The sequence below is a fragment of the Sphingobacterium sp. GW821-FHT03E03 genome (assembly GCF_059420745.1).
Map to the genome: position 1 here is coordinate 1 of NZ_JBWKUH010000031.1, position 17916 is coordinate 17916.

At 44.5% G+C, this 17916-nt stretch carries 7 protein-coding genes and 1 tRNA gene; 7 read left to right on the forward strand and 1 reads right to left on the reverse strand.

Annotation, left to right across the window (positions count from 1 at the left end; genetic code table 11):
• Positions 1-23: 23 nt before the first annotated feature.
• A tRNA-Pro gene (locus tag AC07UV_RS22580) sits at positions 24-97 on the reverse strand.
• A 583-nt stretch (positions 98-680) separates the two neighbouring features.
• Between AC07UV_RS22580 and AC07UV_RS22585 the strand changes: the two genes are divergently transcribed.
• The 7 genes from AC07UV_RS22585 to AC07UV_RS22615 are packed head-to-tail and all read left to right on the forward strand — an operon-like array spanning position 681 to position 17908.
• On the forward strand, positions 681-7661 hold the full coding sequence (locus AC07UV_RS22585; protein WP_495185389.1) for an SDR family NAD(P)-dependent oxidoreductase: 6981 nt from the start codon (positions 681-683) through the stop codon (positions 7659-7661).
• A gap of 19 nt (positions 7662-7680) precedes the next feature.
• On the forward strand, positions 7681-11925 hold the full coding sequence (locus tag AC07UV_RS22590; protein WP_495185390.1) for a type I polyketide synthase: 4245 nt from the start codon (positions 7681-7683) through the stop codon (positions 11923-11925).
• Complete coding sequence (locus tag AC07UV_RS22595; protein ID WP_104385668.1) at positions 11913-12212, forward strand: acyl carrier protein; 300 nt, start codon at positions 11913-11915, stop codon at positions 12210-12212. The genes AC07UV_RS22590 and AC07UV_RS22595 overlap by 13 nt, the downstream gene beginning before the upstream one ends.
• Positions 12203-12985: an alpha/beta fold hydrolase gene (locus AC07UV_RS22600; protein ID WP_495185391.1), complete on the forward strand. Its 783-nt coding sequence runs from the start codon at positions 12203-12205 to the stop codon at positions 12983-12985. The genes AC07UV_RS22595 and AC07UV_RS22600 overlap by 10 nt, the downstream gene beginning before the upstream one ends.
• Positions 12978-15383, forward strand: a complete 2406-nt coding sequence (locus AC07UV_RS22605) for a glycosyltransferase (RefSeq protein WP_495185392.1) — start codon at positions 12978-12980, stop codon at positions 15381-15383. Before AC07UV_RS22600 ends, AC07UV_RS22605 begins: the two co-directional genes overlap by 8 nt.
• A 3-nt stretch (positions 15384-15386) precedes the next feature.
• The gene (locus AC07UV_RS22610; RefSeq protein WP_495185393.1) at positions 15387-16658 is read left to right on the forward strand and encodes a condensation domain-containing protein; all 1272 of its coding nucleotides are present in this window, start codon (positions 15387-15389) and stop codon (positions 16656-16658) included.
• A complete protein-coding gene (locus AC07UV_RS22615) occupies positions 16655-17908 on the forward strand; it encodes a condensation domain-containing protein (RefSeq protein ID WP_495185394.1) in 1254 nt (417 codons plus the stop codon). The genes AC07UV_RS22610 and AC07UV_RS22615 overlap by 4 nt, the downstream gene beginning before the upstream one ends.
• Positions 17909-17916 lie beyond the last annotated feature (8 nt).

Consider the following 17916-nt stretch of genomic DNA (forward strand, 5'->3'; position numbering starts at 1 on the left):
TAACTTTCGTTAGAGCTTTTCAGTCGGGGTGGCAGGATTCGAACCTACGACCTCCACATCCCAAATGTGGCGCGATACCGGGCTACGCTACACCCCGAAAAGGTATCACCTTTGTTTTGTGTGGCACAAATATACGCTTATTAGGAATTCTTTGCAAGCATAAATGTAAAATAAAAGTAACCAGCTGATCTATTGAAAGATATTAACGATTATTTATATTTAACTTTTAAGTTAAATATAAAATCAATATGCGAAGCAGGATAATTACATTCCAAAAAGCTTTATTCGCTTTACGGAGGCCAAAAAAGGATCGTGCATAACATAATGTAAAAATCAAAAATGACAACCTATTGTTATAAAACATAACTCAAAAAGCTTTATGAGATAAAATTATCCCTTTAGTTATTCAAACATAAAATAAATATTTATTTTTCTCAAAACACAGCACAAAAAAGCGACCTCAGGTTGAATTTCAATAAATTTGTAGCCTTTTGGTTAATAATACTCAAGCATTTACTACTTGTTTGTTAAAAAATCATTATCAAATTACCTTTATTATTAAAAATATAATAGAAATTAACTACTTTTATTCTACCATAACAACCCTCCTATCAAAACCACTAAGATTTTGATATTTGTTATGGGATCTCCTGCTATTATATTTTCAAGATCATCAATGCATGAAAAATTTAACCATTATTGGATTAACGCCTTTTGAAAAGCCTGACGTCAATCTCATGCCTAAACTCCATCAAGCGGGTGCATTTCCCGTATTAAGTTTGGGACACGACTTACCCAGCGCTCAGGAAGCACTGAATCAACTTGATCAGACTGCTATATTTACTTATGGAATTTATTTTCCAAATGATAAACTTCTATCCCTTGAAATTCCGGAGAAAGTAAGCACTGTCATTCTTCCTTTTGGCACCCCAGCTCCCACAGCTCCGCACCTGTCCATAATTTATCAGGTAAGCAGTCTGGAAGAAGCCATACAAGCGGAACAGCTTAACGCAAAAGGAATTATCATAAAAGGAAATGAAGCTGGAGGTCTCGTTGGATACGAATCCACGTTTGTACTCTTCCAACGGATTATCAAAGAAATCCAGTCCATACCTATATGGGTACAGGGCGGCATAGGTCTGCATACCGCTGCTGCCGCAAAATCCCTCGGTGCCACTGGAATTGTGTTGGACAGCCAACTTGCACTGTTTCCGGAATGTTCGGTTCCCCAGGACTTCAAAACGCTCTGTGGAAAATTAAACGGGACGGAAACCAAGATCATTGCCGACCATCGCGTGCTGGTGCGACCAAACTCGCCGACGTTATCGGATGAAGTTGACACGACCGAACTCAGAACGTATTTTACCGACCTGAATCCTGCTACAAGTTATATCCCGATGGGGCAAGACATTTCCTTGGCCATTGATCTTTATGAAGATTTCAGAACACTGAAAAAGCTTATTTTCGGATTTAAGGAAGCCATGTACGGCCATTTAAAGCAGGCGAAAGCGTTACAGCCGATTGACCGTGACAATGTATTAGCGAAACAACTAGGCCTACGTTATCCGATCGCACAGGGTCCCATGACCCGTGTCAGCGATGTCCCTGCTTTTGCTAATGCCGTAGCGGAAGCTGGGGCACTTCCCTTTGTTGCCCTGTCACTGCTCCGTGGTGAACAGGCCAAAACCTTGGTTATAGAAACCAAACAACTCGCCGGAAACAAAACCTGGGGAGTGGGTATCTTAGGCTTTGCACCACAGGAATTGCGTGAAGAACAGACAGCCTATATCCTGGAAGCCAAACCTCCCGTTGTACTGATTGCCGGTGGTCGACCTGCACAGGCTAAGGTATTTGAAAAAGCAGGCATAACAACGTTTCTACACGTACCATCTCCTGCCCTGCTCGACATGTTTCTAAAGGAGGGTGCCAAAAATTTTATTTTCGAAGGTCGCGAATGCGGTGGCCACGTAGGACCTCTTTCGAGCACTGTGCTCTGGGAAAAACAGATCGAACGCATCTTAAAAGAGGATCATCCAGAACAGATCAGTGTTTTCTTTGCCGGTGGCATACACAATGCTTTCTCAACAGCATTTGTTTCTATCATGGCAGCTCCCTTAGCGGCCCGAGGCGTAAAAGTCGGTGTATTGATGGGAACAGCATATCTTTATACGCAAGAGGCTGTAAGTACAGGTGCAATTCAGGAAGAATTTCAGCTGCAAGCCATGCAAGCCAGGGATACTGTCCTGCTGGAGACAGCACCAGGGCATGAAACCCGTTGCTTAAATACGGCTTTTGCACAACACTTCAATCGAGAAAAGTCCAAGCTATTGACTGCAGGTGTGGATAAGAAAGAAGTCTGGGAAAAACTCGAAAAATTAAACGTCGGCCGTCTGCGCATTGCAGCTAAAGGTGTAGACCGCCAAGGAGATCAACTGGTCAATATCCCTAAAAACGAACAACTGGACCTGGGCATGTATATGATCGGCCAGATTGCAACTATGCAGAACAAGGTGATCTCCCTGGATGCTCTGCATCAACATGTCGGCATCGACAATCAGCAGTATATCCATGAAGCAATATTACCGGAAGAACCACTTTCCAACGAAAAACCGTTGGATGTAGCCATTGTTGGAATGGAGTGTATTTTTCCGGGAGCCAAAAATCTGGAAGAATTTTGGCGCAATATTATCCTTGGAAAAGATAGCGTTACCGAAGTTCCTGAAGAACGCTGGAACAAGGCTATTTACTACAAACCAGACGCAGATGGGCCAGACGTATCGCACTCAAAATGGGGTGGCTTTATTCCGAAAATTGATTTTGACCCCTTAGCTTTCGGTATTCCACCGCAATCGCTCGCAGCCATTGAACCAACACAACTACTGACGCTATTGGTAGCGAAGCGTGCCATGGAAGATGCTGGTTATGGCGAAAAACAAATCAACCGCGAAAACATTTCCGTTATTATCGGTGCAGAAGGTGGCAACGACCTTGCCAACAGCTATAGCTTTAGAGGATATTACAAACAGGTATTCGGAGAACTTCATGAAGAAGTGAAGGAAGCATTGCCTCATACCACAGAAGATTCCTTTCCCGGTATTTTGGCAAATGTTATCGCTGGTCGGATCACAAACAGACTGGATCTTGGTGGCCGAAATTTCACAGTGGATGCTGCTTGCGCCTCATCCCTTGCAGCGATTGATCTAGCCTGTCAGGAACTTATTCTCGGTAAATCGGATATGGTACTTGCGGGTGGAGTGGATCTCCATAATGGGATCAATGATTACCTGATGTTTTCCAGCACACATGCACTCTCACGTAAAGGACGATGTGCCACATTTGACAGTGACGCGGATGGGATTGCCCTTGGCGAGGGGGTAGCAATATTGGTACTCAAACGCTACGAAGATGCTGTAGGCGATGGCGACCGCATCTACTCAGTTATCAAAGGCGTTGGCGGATCCAGTGATGGTAAAGCCCTAGGCCTCACCGCTCCCCGAAAAATCGGTCAGGTACGCGCACTGGAACGTGCCTATAACCAAGCGGGTATCAGCGCAGCATCAGTTGGTCTGGTTGAAGCGCATGGCACAGGAACAGTTGTTGGTGATAAAACAGAACTGAGTGCGTTGACTAATTTATTCAGCCGTTCAGGTGCCTTACCAGCACAAACGCATTTAGGTTCGGTCAAAACCCAGATCGGCCACACAAAATGTGCTGCAGGATTGGCGGGTCTGATCAAAGCTTCCCTGGCTGTATTTCATGGTGTAAAACCACCAACACTTCACCTCCAACAGCCAAATGCATATTATAATGCGCAAACAAGTCCTTTTGCTTTCCATGCTGAAACTGGTTTATGGGGAGAAAAAAGACGTTATGCTGGTATCAGCGCCTTTGGTTTTGGCGGAACAAATTTCCATGCTGTTATTGCAAATCATCCACAGGAAGATAGCACAATCGCATTGCAATCCTGGCCATCAGAACTGTTCGTTTTCCGTGGCGAAAGCTACGACGAAGCTAAGGGTCAATTGGGTCAGGTAAAAGCACTGTTAGATATCAACGATAGCCTCCCGCTAAAAGATATCGCCTACAGCTTAGCTGTTGCTTCTGAAAAAGAAATCCAGCTCAGCATTGTTGCCGATACAGCCGAAGACCTGATGATGAAAATCGAATTGGTGTTATCTGGCATTGAAAGCAAAGACACCTTTATAGTCAATAAACGCGAAGGTAAAACAGCATTCTTATTTCCAGGACAAGGTAGTCAACGTATCAATATGGCTCGTGATCTCTTTGTGGTATTCCCAGCAATGCGAAAGCTGATCGCCCAGTATCCTGAACTGGAAAAAGTGGTCTTTCCTTCAACTACGTTTGATGCCGATTCTTTAAAACAACAAAAGGAAACCATCAAAGATACACGTCTAGCACAACCGCTTTTGGGTATTGTTGATTTAGCCTTAGCTAAATTCCTCCAGTCACTGGGTATCGTCCCAGATATGCTAGCAGGCCATAGCTATGGTGAATTACCGGCATTGTGTTTCGCCGGTGTATTTGACGAAGAACAATTAGTCGAACTGAGCAGCAAGCGTGCTCAATCCATCCTGGATTCGGTAGAAGATGGAGATCCCGGCACCATGGTTGCTGTTAACGCAAATGCGGAACAGTTGAAGGCACTCCTCAATCGTGTGGAAGGCTGTTATCCGGTGAATTACAATTCACCGACACAATGTGTTGTTGCTGGTAGCACAGTAGCTATCGGGAAACTCATGGAACTGTTAAAACAGGAACGGGTCTCTGCTAAAAAGCTGGAGGTTGCCTGTGCTTTCCATAGTCCTTTAGTCGCTAGATCAAAAGAGCTTTATGCGAATGTATTGAAGGATGTTCCTTTCCAAGAAATGCAACTACCGGTCTGGTCAAACACAACAACAAGCTTATATCCTACTTCGGTATCCGAAATAAAAGCAAGACTGACTGATCATTTGGTTCAGCCTGTCCGCTTTGTTGAGGAACTTCAGGCCATGTATTCAGATGGCGCACGGATATTTATTGAGGTAGGTCCAGGTAAAGTACTGACGGGCCTGACCAAATCTTGTCTGGAGCAAGATCAACTGACCCTGTACATAGAGGATAGCAACCGCAACAAATTGACGCACCTGCTCTGTATGCTTGCGCAATATTTGGGAACTGGTCGCAATTTCGCTATTGATAAACTTTTTGAAGGCCGTCAGATTCAACCAATCCAGCTAGATCAACCAAACTTATATAAGAAAAACCCTACTATCTGGCGTGTCAATGGACAAGCTGCACATCCAACGACAGGAACACTACCTGTCAATGGCGCATTGCCAATAGTAAGCCCCATTAAAATGAGTAACCTTAACAACCCTATAGCTGCAACAACAGAAGCACAACCTGCTGCTGAGCGTATGCTGCAAGAATATTTAAACAGCATGAAAATGCTGATCCAGGCGCAACGTGATGTCATGCTTTCCTTTTTGGGGCAAAACCCACAAGTAGCACCTATGCCGGTCTATTCAAGTCCTACACCAAATGTGACTGCAGATCGTTCAACCCCGATTGTCGTTCAACCCACACTCAGCGAAAATTCCGCTGTCGCAACAGCCGTACAAACAGCAACTAAAGACATTAAAACTTTATTGTTACAGGTAGTAAGCGACAAGACCGGTTATCCACACGAGATGTTGGGTATGGAAATGGATCTGGAAGCCGATCTCAGCATTGATTCAATCAAGCGGGTCGAAATTATCGGAACATTGCGTACAGAGCTCGGAACACTAAAGTTCGATCATTCAAATGAAGATACAATCATGGAACAATTGGCTGCCATAAAAACTTTAAATGGCCTGGTTTCCTGGTTAACAGAATTCAGCGGTGCAACAGCAGTGCCCGCAACAAGCGCACAGACAGCAGTATCGACACCCACAACATCAAATCAGTCTGCACTCTCCCTTGCGGAATTACAAACAGCAATACTGGATATCGTCAGTGAAAAAACCGGTTATCCCAAAGAAATGTTAGGATTGGATTTGGACCTGGAAGCGGATTTGAGCATAGACTCTATCAAACGGATGGAAATCATTGCTGAACTGAAGACCAAAATTGGCTTTGGTGAGGATCTCGAACATGCCGAAGATCTAATGGAAACCTTAGCAGCGATAAAAACTCTTAACGGTCTTGCTTCATGGATCAGTGAAGTTAGCGATACAGCTCCTGAACAGAGCCTTTTGTCTAGACTTCGTTTTGACCTGACACCAGCAGATGCGACCTCAGCACAAGATACAGAAATTCTACAGGGCAAACGTTTTGCCATTGCTCCTGATCATGGGCAACAGACGATGGCCATCAAAACCATGCTCGAAAAACATGGTGCTATCGCTGAACTGGTCAATCCGGAAAATGATCTTGCTGTCTTCGACGGGCTAATTATCTCCGACATATTTTCAGCACCAGTACAACATAATATTATAGATCAAGTTGATCTAATCAAAAAAATGGATCTGGACAGGGCCAAATGGGTTTATTTAATCTCCGATATTCCGGCACATGTCGAAAAAACAAATGATACACATGCCTTACGCCATTACCAGGGTTACCCTGGACTGTTTAAAAGTCTAGCTCGTGAGTTTGAACAGACCAGCTGTCGATTGATCAGTTTAAGCACACCACAGGAAACAGATCAGATCGCTGAAATCGCACTAAAAGAAATCTTGACAACCGATAAAACCGTAGAGGTTATCTACAAGAATGATCAACGTCATACAGTCGATATCATCCCTTCACCACTGTCGACAGGCAACGAAGAAGTGCAAATCCAACTGGATCAAAAATCTGTTGTACTTGTACTTGGTGGTGGACAGGGTATCACCTCTGAATTGGTAAAACACATGTCGGCCTCCTACCCTTGTACTTACATCCTTGTGGGCAGGTCTGCAGATCCAAGAAAAGACATCCCGATTTCGAAAGAACTGGAAACAATGACCTCCAAGGAACAGATCAGAGCTCATCTTATTCAATCAGGGCTATTCCATGCACCAGCACAAATTGAGAAAGAGACCCTCCGTATCTATAAGAACAATCAGATCCTACGGACTATCCGCGATATGGAACGCTTAGGAAATACTGTCGTTTATGAATCATTGGATCTCTGTGATGAGGCTGGATTAACGGCCTTGCTCCACCAGATTTATGAACAATATGGACAGCTCGATGGTGTTATCCATGGTGCAGGTTTGTTGGAAGATAAACTGTTCAAACAAAAAACGACCAGTTCTTTTGGACGTGTCTTTGATACCAAAGTAAAACCATTACGCGTATTGGCGGAACAACTACGTTCAGACTGCCAGTTCGTTGTCTTATTTTCAAGTATAGCATCTGTTTATGGCAACAAAGGTCAGACAGATTATGCAGCAGCAAACAGTGTATTGGATGACTATGCCAATGTACTGAATAAACGCTTGAAAGGAAAGGTTATTTCGATCAACTGGGGACCTTGGAAAGGTGCTGGCATGGTTTCACAGACGTTGGAAACAGAATATGAACGCCGTGGCATCTCTCTTATTCCTTTGGATGAAGGAAAAGAAATTTTCCTTAACGAGATCAGGTATGGTACGGAAAGCCAAGTGTTAATTATGTCAGGCAACAATTGGTAAACCGTCATATCCATTGATTATGAAGAAAACAAATGTTGCCATCGTTGGTTTATCTTGTGTCTTTCCGGGGGCACAGGATGCCAATATGTTCTGGCAAAATATCATCAATAAGGTAGACTCCACTGAATTTGCTCCAGCCGATCGCATTGACCCTATCCATTTTAGTGATGGTCCGGGGACTGTAGATCGCTTTTATTGCAAACGCGGTGGGTTTATCCCAGACTATGTGTTCGATCCAACAGCATTTGGCATTTTACCACTTGCTGTTGAGGGAACTGAGCCGGATCACCTGTTAACGCTTGATCTGGTACAGAAAGCACTGGAAGATGCCGGCGTATTTCAAAAACAGGTATCACTGGAAAAAGCGGGAATTGTCATCGGGAAAGGAAATTATACTGGCCCAGGGGCTACCCGTGCCATAGAAATCGTACGTACTGGCGAACAGATTTCCTCCCTTTTACAGGAACTTTTACCGCAGGTGCCAGCCGCTGATATCGAAAAGGTAAAGCAAGCATTCCAGGAACGCAAGGGGCGCTTTGCCGCTGATACGGCTATGGGCTTAATCCCTAATCTTGTGGCTTCGCTTGTTGCCAACCGCTTCAATCTTGGCGGTGTGGCTTTTACTGTAGATGCTGCTTGTGCCAGCGCCCTGATCGCTGTAGACCATGCTGTACAGGAACTGCAGCGTGGCCGTAGTGATATCATGATTGCTGGAGGTGTACATACAGGGCAAAATGCTGCTTTCTGGAGCATCTTTGCGCAATTGGGTGCCCTTTCTCACAACCAGCAGATCAAACCTTTCAGCATGGATGCCGATGGCTTACTAATCGGTGAAGGCTGTGGTTTTGTTGTATTAAAGCGACTCGAAGATGCTGTACATGACCAGGATAAAATCTATGCTGTCATCAAAGGTGTGGGCGTAAGTAGCGATGGTCATGGCACAAGTGTCATGAGTCCATCGGTGAAAGGACAATTAAAAGCTTTACAACAGGCTTGGATAAATGCTGAACTGGACGAAAAACAGATCGGCTATCTGGAAGCACACGGTACAGGGACACCTCTTGGAGATAAAACTGAACTACAGACACTGTCGCAGTTTTTCGGTAAAGAAGAGGCTGCGCCAGTTGCTGGGATCGGTTCGGTCAAATCCAATATTGGTCATGCCATGCCTGCGGCAGGAATAGCGGGCCTGATAAAAACCTGTTTGGCGCTACATCACGATACACTACCACCAACCCTTTATTGCGAAAACCCGACCGCTGATATGCTGACAACGCGATTTGCTCCAGTACAGGAAGCAAAAAGCTGGTCAAAGACAGGTCTGCCCAAAGTGGCCGCGGTAAATGCTTTTGGTTTCGGCGGTATTAACGCGCACGTAGTTTTAACAGGCTATGATATGCCTAAAAAAGATCCCGTATTGTTACTTGCCCGACCAACACATGCGGAATTAATTTCTGCCTTACAGCATAACGACACAACAGTGGGTGAAGGCAATTATCGTCTCGCCCTATTTGATCCCACCCCAGAAAGGATTGAAAAGGCAATCAAAATCGTCTCTAAAGATAAAGCCTGGCGCAACAAGCAGGATATCTGGTATACCTCTACCCCATTATTACAAGAGGGTGGCAAGGTTGCCTTCGTCTTCCCTGGTTTAGATGGCTTAGCCAAGGGAGAGGTAGAGTCGGTCAGCCGTTATTTTGGACTGACAGCACCTATACAAACCGAAGGTGAAGGACTGCTGAATGATGCATTGGCTATTTTCAATTCTTGCAGCATTTTGGACAATTCACTAAAAAAACTGGGGGTATATCCGGACATGAATGCTGGGCATAGTTTAGGTGAATGGCTGGCGGGCTATTCTTCGGAACTAGCTGAAGCAAGTTCGGTCAAGGATCTTATTGATGTCCTTCACCCAAAGACTTTTGAACTCAAGGATTCCAAATTTATTGCCATCGGAACCGGGCTGAAGGAAATTACACCTTTGATTACCAACATTCCCAATATTTATGTTTCCAATGACAACTGTCCACATCAGGTCATTCTATGCGGCAGCAATACCGCTCTAGAAGAGCTTGTACCTCAGTTGAAAGCGAAACAGATATTTCATCAGATCCTGCCATTCCAGTCGGGTTTTCACTCACCTTTTGTGGCAGACAAGCTCGATCTGATCCTAGCAGGAATGGAAAAAGTACAATTTCAGCCAACCAAGATCCCTTTGTGGTCGGCCACCACGCTAATGCCCTACCCATCGGATCAACAGGCCATCCGCCAATTGAGTGCCGAACACCTTGTACAACCGGTCCGTTTCCGCGAGCTAACGGAAAAGCTTTATGACGAGGGAGTCCGGTTCTTTATCCAAGTGGGTACTGGTGGACTGATCGGCTTTATTGACGATACCTTAAAGGGAAAAGCTTTCAGCACCCTAGCATCCAGTGTGGTAACACGTTCGGCGCTTGCTCAGCTACAACGTGTCGTTGCGGCTTTATTTGTAGAAGGGAAAACAGTGGCACTGGATTTTCTGGCGGTACAAAACCATATAAAAAAGGCGACAAACAAAGGCATGAAGTTACAGCTCGGTTCGCCTATCGTCCGTAATTTCGACGCGGTCAAGAGCTTAGGAAAATCTTTTGATACTGTACAGCCACAACTGACCTCGGGAACAGCTGTAAAGAGCAATCATCCATTGGTACAGGCATTTCAGGAGAATATCGCCGATATGATCCGGATGCAGGAAGAAGTATTGACACTCTTTCAGAACCGACCTGCTCCTAGCAGTGCAGTAACTGTCGCCAAACCTCTTGTTGTAGAAAAACCTGTAGACAGACATTTTTCAAAAATGCTGCAGGTTAATTTGGACAGCCATCCCTACCTGATCGATCATAGTCTGCTGCGACAACCACAGGGATGGCCAGAAGTAGCGGACATGGAACCGGTGATCCCGATGACCATGATTTTTGAATTGCTGGCCGAAATCGCTCAGGCAGAACAACCTGCTACCAAGATCCATAAGATCATGCACGTGAGTGTGTTCCAATGGATGAATGTAGCCAAACCTTTTGAGAAAATGGTCAATGGCGAATGGCGTTCCGCTCAACTTGCCTATCTGGATATCGAGAATTTTGCAAATGCAGAGGTAGCGCTGTCTACGGCATATCCCGTCGCACCAGAGTTTGATCTTTCCATAGGTGAGCCCCTGCCCATCCCGCGTACTTCCGAAGAAATCTATGATAAGCATATGTTCCATGGAACAGCCTATCAAGGGATTATGGAGGTAACCGCTGTAGGTAAAAAAGGTATCATTGGCAAGATCAAGGGCAATGGTGGAAAGGGCTCGCTATTGGATAATGCGGGACAATTGTTCGGTTTGTGGCTTCAGCTTACATTGACAAAAGATCGCATTGCATTTCCTGTTAAAATCAAAGAAATCGAGTTTTTCGACGATATGCGTGACCAAGATGGCCTATTCGAGTGCACCTGTATGTTGACTGATCTGAACGATGAATTTGCTATCGCAAATATAACGCTCCAACGAAACGGGAAAGCATGGTGCTCGATCAGGGGCTGGCAAAATAGACGATTGGAAATCGACGAAGCATTATGGAATGTTTCCATGTCGCCATTGCACAACCGTCTCTCAGCGGAAATCGCACCAGCTGTTTTCTTTTTCCACCAAGCCTATACCCGTGTAGCTTCCTGGGACTTTATCCTGAAACGCTATTTCAACCAAACGGAAAAACAGCACTACCAACAATTGTTGCCCAACCGCAGAAAAAGTTGGATGGTAAGCCGTGTTGCGGTAAAAGATGCTGTACGCCAGCTGTTGAACCATCAGAAAAACCATCCCTGCTATCCCATTACGTTTGAGATCCGCTCGGATGAAGTCGGTAAACCTTATCTACTGGGCGATGCGACTAAAGATATTCATGTCTCACTGGCCCACAAGGGAAAAGATGCCGTGGCTATCGCCCGCCAAGGCCACCCTGTAGGCATTGACATGGAACTCATCGAGGAGCGCAGTGCAGGTTTTTACCCACTGGTCTTTACCGATGCTGAAATGGAATTGCTAAAAGACAGGGAACAGACCGAATGGACAACCCGCTTTTGGGTAGCGAAAGAAGCTTACGGAAAATTTCTGGGGACTGGCCTACAGGGCAACCCAAAAAGATATGAAGTAGAACGCATCCAGGGAGATCATCTCTGGATCAATCAAATAGAAATAAAAACGATCAAACACCAAAATTATATTATCGGATGGACACTGTAAACACGACATCAAAATTGAATCACGAAGAATTATTCTCTTTATTAAAAGGCTTTATAACAGAAGTTATCGGCGAAGAATTTGTAGAAGAGATGGATATCACACCAGAAAGTTCCTTTACAAAGGATCTTGAAATGGACAGCATAGAAATTGTTTCTTTTTCAGAGAAAATCAAAGCACATTTTGGTGACCAGATTGATTTCACAGGCTGGTTATCTTCGATGGACCTGGATCAACTGATCAATCTTGACCTCCGTATGATCATCAATTATATCTACGAATGCCAATAATTACGGTCAACAACAGAAAGGTTCACATACAAGAACTAAATAAAGGTGCTGAACATACCGTGGTACTGATCCACGGCATGTTCAGCAACCTCTCTATTTACTATTTTAATATTGCTCCGATCCTAGCGCAGCATTTCCACGTGGTCATGTATGATCTCAAAAGTCATGGCATGAGTGAACTTGTATCGGAAGGCTATGATCTTGAAAATATGTCATCGGATCTGATTGCTTTGTTGGATAGTCTACAACTTCAAAACGTCCATCTGCTGGGTTACAGTTTTGGTGGACTAATTGCGCTTAAAACGGCATTGCAGATCCCAACCCGTGTGGAACGACTCGTCGTTATGGAGGCTCCGGATCCACAGGATGAGAAAGCACGTAACATCATCGATGAGTATAGTAAGGAATTTTTGGAACATTATATTGCCAATTTTACCGATACAACAAAAATGAAAATGGGTAAGCGACAATTTGAAAAAAATCATCGCCTTTACGAGTTTTTATTCAACCAGACGAGCATCAAAGCTGATATGATTAAGGAAAAATATTTCCTCCATGAAATGGATGCAACAGCATTGCCACCGTCCACCTTACTGTTATATGGAGAAACATCAAACTGTAAACCAACGGGGGAATGGCTGCAAACAAAAATATCTGGTGCTCAACTTGAACTAATTCCGGGAGATCACAATATTCCCATACAAGAACCTACACAGATAGCTGAAACTATCGTTGATTTTTTATCTAACCCCTTATTACAAAACCATGGCTAAATTTGTGTTTGTTGTCCCCCCACTGACAGGTCATGTCAATCCGACGTTGAGCATTGGTGCTGAACTATTGGAAAGAGGACATGAGGTGGCCTGGGTCAGTCTTGACAAAAACTTAACTGATAAACTTCCAACGGGCGGAAGGCTTTTGCTTATTCAATATGACCAGACGGATGAAGAAAAAAAAGAAAGTGAACAGTACCTCGATATCATTTCAAAAAAGATCGTCTATGGTATTGATAGCATCAAGTTTCTTTATGAAGATGTACTTATCCCTTTAAATAGACATTGCTATAAAGGTATCCTTACCTTATTAGAAACATTTGCACCGGATCTGGTGATTGGTGACCATCAATTATTTGCGGCATCCATCGCTGCAAAAAAACTGGGACTCCGCTATGCGACCACTGTCACGGCTCCAGCAGCAATTAAAATTGTCAGTGAACTTCCAAAGGTACACGAATGGGAAGAAAAGCAGATCATTGCTTTGCAACAGGAACTCGGGGTAACGGGAAATAAATCTTTGGATTGCTCGGATTTGCTTACGCTTGTCTTAACATCCCGTTATTTCTTTGGTGAGATGGATCTCAGCTCAAACTATCAGTTCACAGGACCTGTCCTGGCTGAACGTCGGGTATCGGCTGCATTTGACTGGGATAAACTACATGCTAGTAATCGAAAAAAAATCCTGGTCAGTATTGGTACTACCTTTGATCACGACCATAAGAAAGCATTTTTCCAAAAGGTTATCGATGCATTTGCGGGAGAAGAGCTGACTGTCGTCGTTGTTTCAGATCCGCAGCTATTTGATGCCTGGCCTGAAAACTTCATGATTTATCAACAAATCCCACAATTGGATCTGCTACCATATCTGGATGCTGTTGTATGCCACGGTGGCCATAATACGGTTTCCGAAACTCTTTCACAGGGTCTGCCACTTGTAGTCATCCCGATCGCTTACGACCAGTCGCATGTCGCGGGTCGCGTAGTGCGTACCGGCGCCGGTGAACGACTGAATTTCAATCGCTTTAAAGCACATCATTTAAAAGATAGTGTCCATACCATCTTGAATAATCCAACCTATCGTGAAGCTGCACATACCGTACGTCAATCTTTTGTCGATGCGGGTGGCACGAAAACCGCTGCAGACCTCTTGGAACAAACTGCCGCTCCTATCGCTTCAAGAGCGGATGTACCGGCTAAGTTTCTCTTTGTTGTTCCACCATTTTTTGGACACATCAGCCCAACATTAAGTGTAGGTGCAAGCCTACTTGCCCGTGGGCATGAAGTCCGGTGGTTTGGCATAACGCCATTAGCTGATCATCATATCCCTAAAGGTGGAAGTTATATCTATCCTGAAGCGGATCTAGTACCTTTTCAGGAGGAACTCCAACAGCTATTGAAACGTCAGGATGATGGTCCCTCCTGTTCGGGCCCCGAAGTCATGAAACTGGCGTTGGAAGAAACCTATGTCCCGATCGCAAAAATGATGATGCCGGGATTGGAACGTCTTCTCAGCCATTGGCAACCTGATGTGATCGTAAACGACTGTATCACCTTTGGAGGCGCACTATTCGCGCATAAACATCAGATCCCTTGTGTGACAACAACGCCCGTTCCACCGGATGTCATGGGCGACACGGAGAAGAGTGCTCCTAAGATATTTGAGTGGCAGCAAAATCTGATCAAAGACCTTCAAAAGGTCGTGGGAATTTATGATGAAGGAATCTTTATACATTCTCATCAGCTCAACCTGATATTTACATCACAAGCCTTTGCTGGTTTTGAAACGGTACCACCACACATGAAATTTGTCGGACCGGTCAAAGGTCGTCCAAACAATACCCCTTTTGACTGGGAACGTTTGACCGCCAGCACTACTCCAAAAATATTTGTATCCTTAGGTACTCTACTCGTAGATATTCGAAAAGCATTTTTCGGCAAACTGATCGAGGCCTTTGCCGATCAGCCGGTGACAATTATTGCCGCTACTCCGCCGGAAATATTTGAAGAATGGCCTTCCAATTTTATTGTGAGTGGCTTTGTTCCCCAATCCGCTTTGATGCCACACATGGATATGGTCATTTGCCACGGGGGCTTCAATACGGTGAACGACACTTTTACAAATGGTTTACCCATGCTGATCACACCAATCGCCTATGATCATTTTCATACAGCCAAACTGATTGAGCAGGCGGGTTGCGGGCTTAGCATCCGATACAAACGTATGCGCATAGATGCGCTGCGGGACACCGTGTTTGAATTGTTGGAAAACCCCATCTATCGAAATGCCGCCAAGGAGGTACAGAAGACCTTTCTAACGGCTGGCGGTAACGACCATGCGGTAGCGCTATTGGAAGATTTTGTGAAACGAGAATGTTTGACATTGGCACAGGTGTAGGCGATGAAAAGAAAACTATTATTTGGTGAGCGCATGCTGTTGGGGGATGGAACTGAACCCTTCAACGCCGTCATTCCCTTTCGGCTACGTGGTGTTTTCAGCGAAGAAGATATCAAATACGCCTTGAGCCGATTACAGGAAAAACATCCCTGGCTGCGGGCACTTATCCAACATGATGAGAAAAATACACCTTGGTTTCAAGTTCCGGAACTAACCGTATCGATTCCGATACGGTTAGTAAACCGAAAAAGTGAAGTCGACTGGCAAGAGGAATCCAAAAAAGAATGGCATTCGACCTTCGATTATCAGACGAAACCTTTAATCCGATTTGTCTGGATTAAGGGAGAAGAAGTCTCAGATATGCTATTTGTTTTCCATCATTGCTTATGTGATGGTGGCTCGGCCATGGCATTATTGTATGAATTTCTAAAAGTACTGGACAATCCGGCCGCAGAAATCGGACTGGAAAATCCGATCCTTGGTATTGAAGATGTCGTACCCGAACATATCTTAAAGAGTGGTAAGAAGCGATTTAAGGCAAAAACAATTGGCCGATTAGCAGCTTTAGCTATTAAATGTATTCCGGTCGGCAGAAAAGCGGTCGATCGGCAGACGGACTATTTAATTCATTGGAAGTTTGACCAAGCCACCAGCAAGCAACTTATTTCTCATTGCAAGTCATTGGATGTCACCGTCAATACATTTCTGGGGGCAACGGTATTGGAGGCATTCCGGAAAGTACGTGGCTCGTCGGCATTCAATAAAGTTTCCTGTCCAGTAGATATCAGGCGTTTTGCACCACAGATAAAAGATGACCATATTTTTGCTTTCGGATTAATGATTGTCATGTCTTCAAACCAGAAAATGAGCTTTTTGGATAACCTCAGGTTGATGCAGGATGAAGTGGAACGCAAAACAGCGAAGCTCAATCCTTATATCACCATGATGGTCATGGAATCTGCCCACGATGCGCTAAAGAACTTTACCAGACTCTTAAAACGGGGCAAGTCATCCAATGACTGTATGTTCTCCAATCTGGGACGCATACAGATCCCGGACCAATATCGGGCATTCAGCCTAGAAACAATCTTCAGTCCTTCGGTCATTGGTCCTTTGGGCAATACAACCACCATGGTCACCTCTACCTTTCGTGGACAAATGGATTTCTCCTTTATGGGAAGTGAGGGTTATTTACCACAGGCGGAAGCATTGGCCATCCGCGATGAGATCATCCATCAGATCAAACAACAATTAGATTACCAGGTAGCATCATGATCGAGAGAAAACTAATGATGGTGGAACGGATCATGTATGTTGATACCGAAACACCCTTAAACTGTGTATTTGCTGCAAAGATCAACGGGGAGATCGCCGAAGAACATCTTCGGAATGCCCTCACCAAAATTCAGCAAAAACATCCATTGCTCCGATCGGCTATCTGCATAGAGGATGCGCAACAGCCCCGGTTTGCTGTCAAAGAGGATATGGAATCTATTCCACTCCATATTATCCAACGTCAAACGGATATGGATTGGCTGACGGAGTCGGAACGGGAATGGTATCGCCCTTTTAAAGCGGATAATAAGCCGCTAGCCCAATTGGTATGGATCAAAGGTAATTCCGTTTCGGAACTGCTTTGGGTATTGCCACATTGTGTCTGTGATGGAACCAGTATTGTCACATTGATGCGGGAGCTACTTTGCCTATTGGATAACCCCGATAGGGAACTCGAGCCCTACCAGCTCTTTGAATCGGTTAATGAATTCCTGCCGCAGGGCTTTGAGCTTCAAAAAAAATCACGCAAAGCCAAGTTCTATTTGCTATTGGCAAGATTTTTCTTTTTCCTGCAACGAAAGAGCAGAAAAAGAAATTTAGGAAAAAACTATGCGATACACTGGAAACTGGATGCAGAAACAACGGCTGCCATAACCCAGAGCTGTAAAGACCAAAGCATTTCTGTTCATGCACTCCTATGCACGGCATTTATGCAAGCTTTTCGGGAGGTGCAAGGTAAAGCTGCAAAAAATAAAGTGATCAGTCCTGTTGATATCCGGCACTTTATTCCAGAAATCAAACAAGACCACATGTTTGCTTTTGCACCAACGGTGGAGCTTTCTCTAAAAAAGGGGAATGATAATGTCGTGGATACTGCAAAAGATATCAAAACGGCGCTCACACAAAAAATAGAAAAGATGCAAGCCCGTGAGCTACTCTGGATGGGGGAACAGATGCACCCGCTAGTGGGGCGCATGATTTCTATGTTAAAATCGAGCCCAGGAGGACATGACATCACGCTATCCAATATGGGTAAGCTCCAGATTCCAAACGAGTACAACAACTTCACTCTGGAGACCATATACAGTCCAACAGTGGCTTTCCCCTGGTTGAATTCAAATACCTTGGTTGCAACGACGTTCAATCAACAAATGGATTTTACGTTTATGTCCAATGAAGATTTTTTACCAAAAGAAGAAGCGATTAAAATAAAAGATAAGGCGATCGCAATCATGACCTTGTCCCTATAGCACTCCAC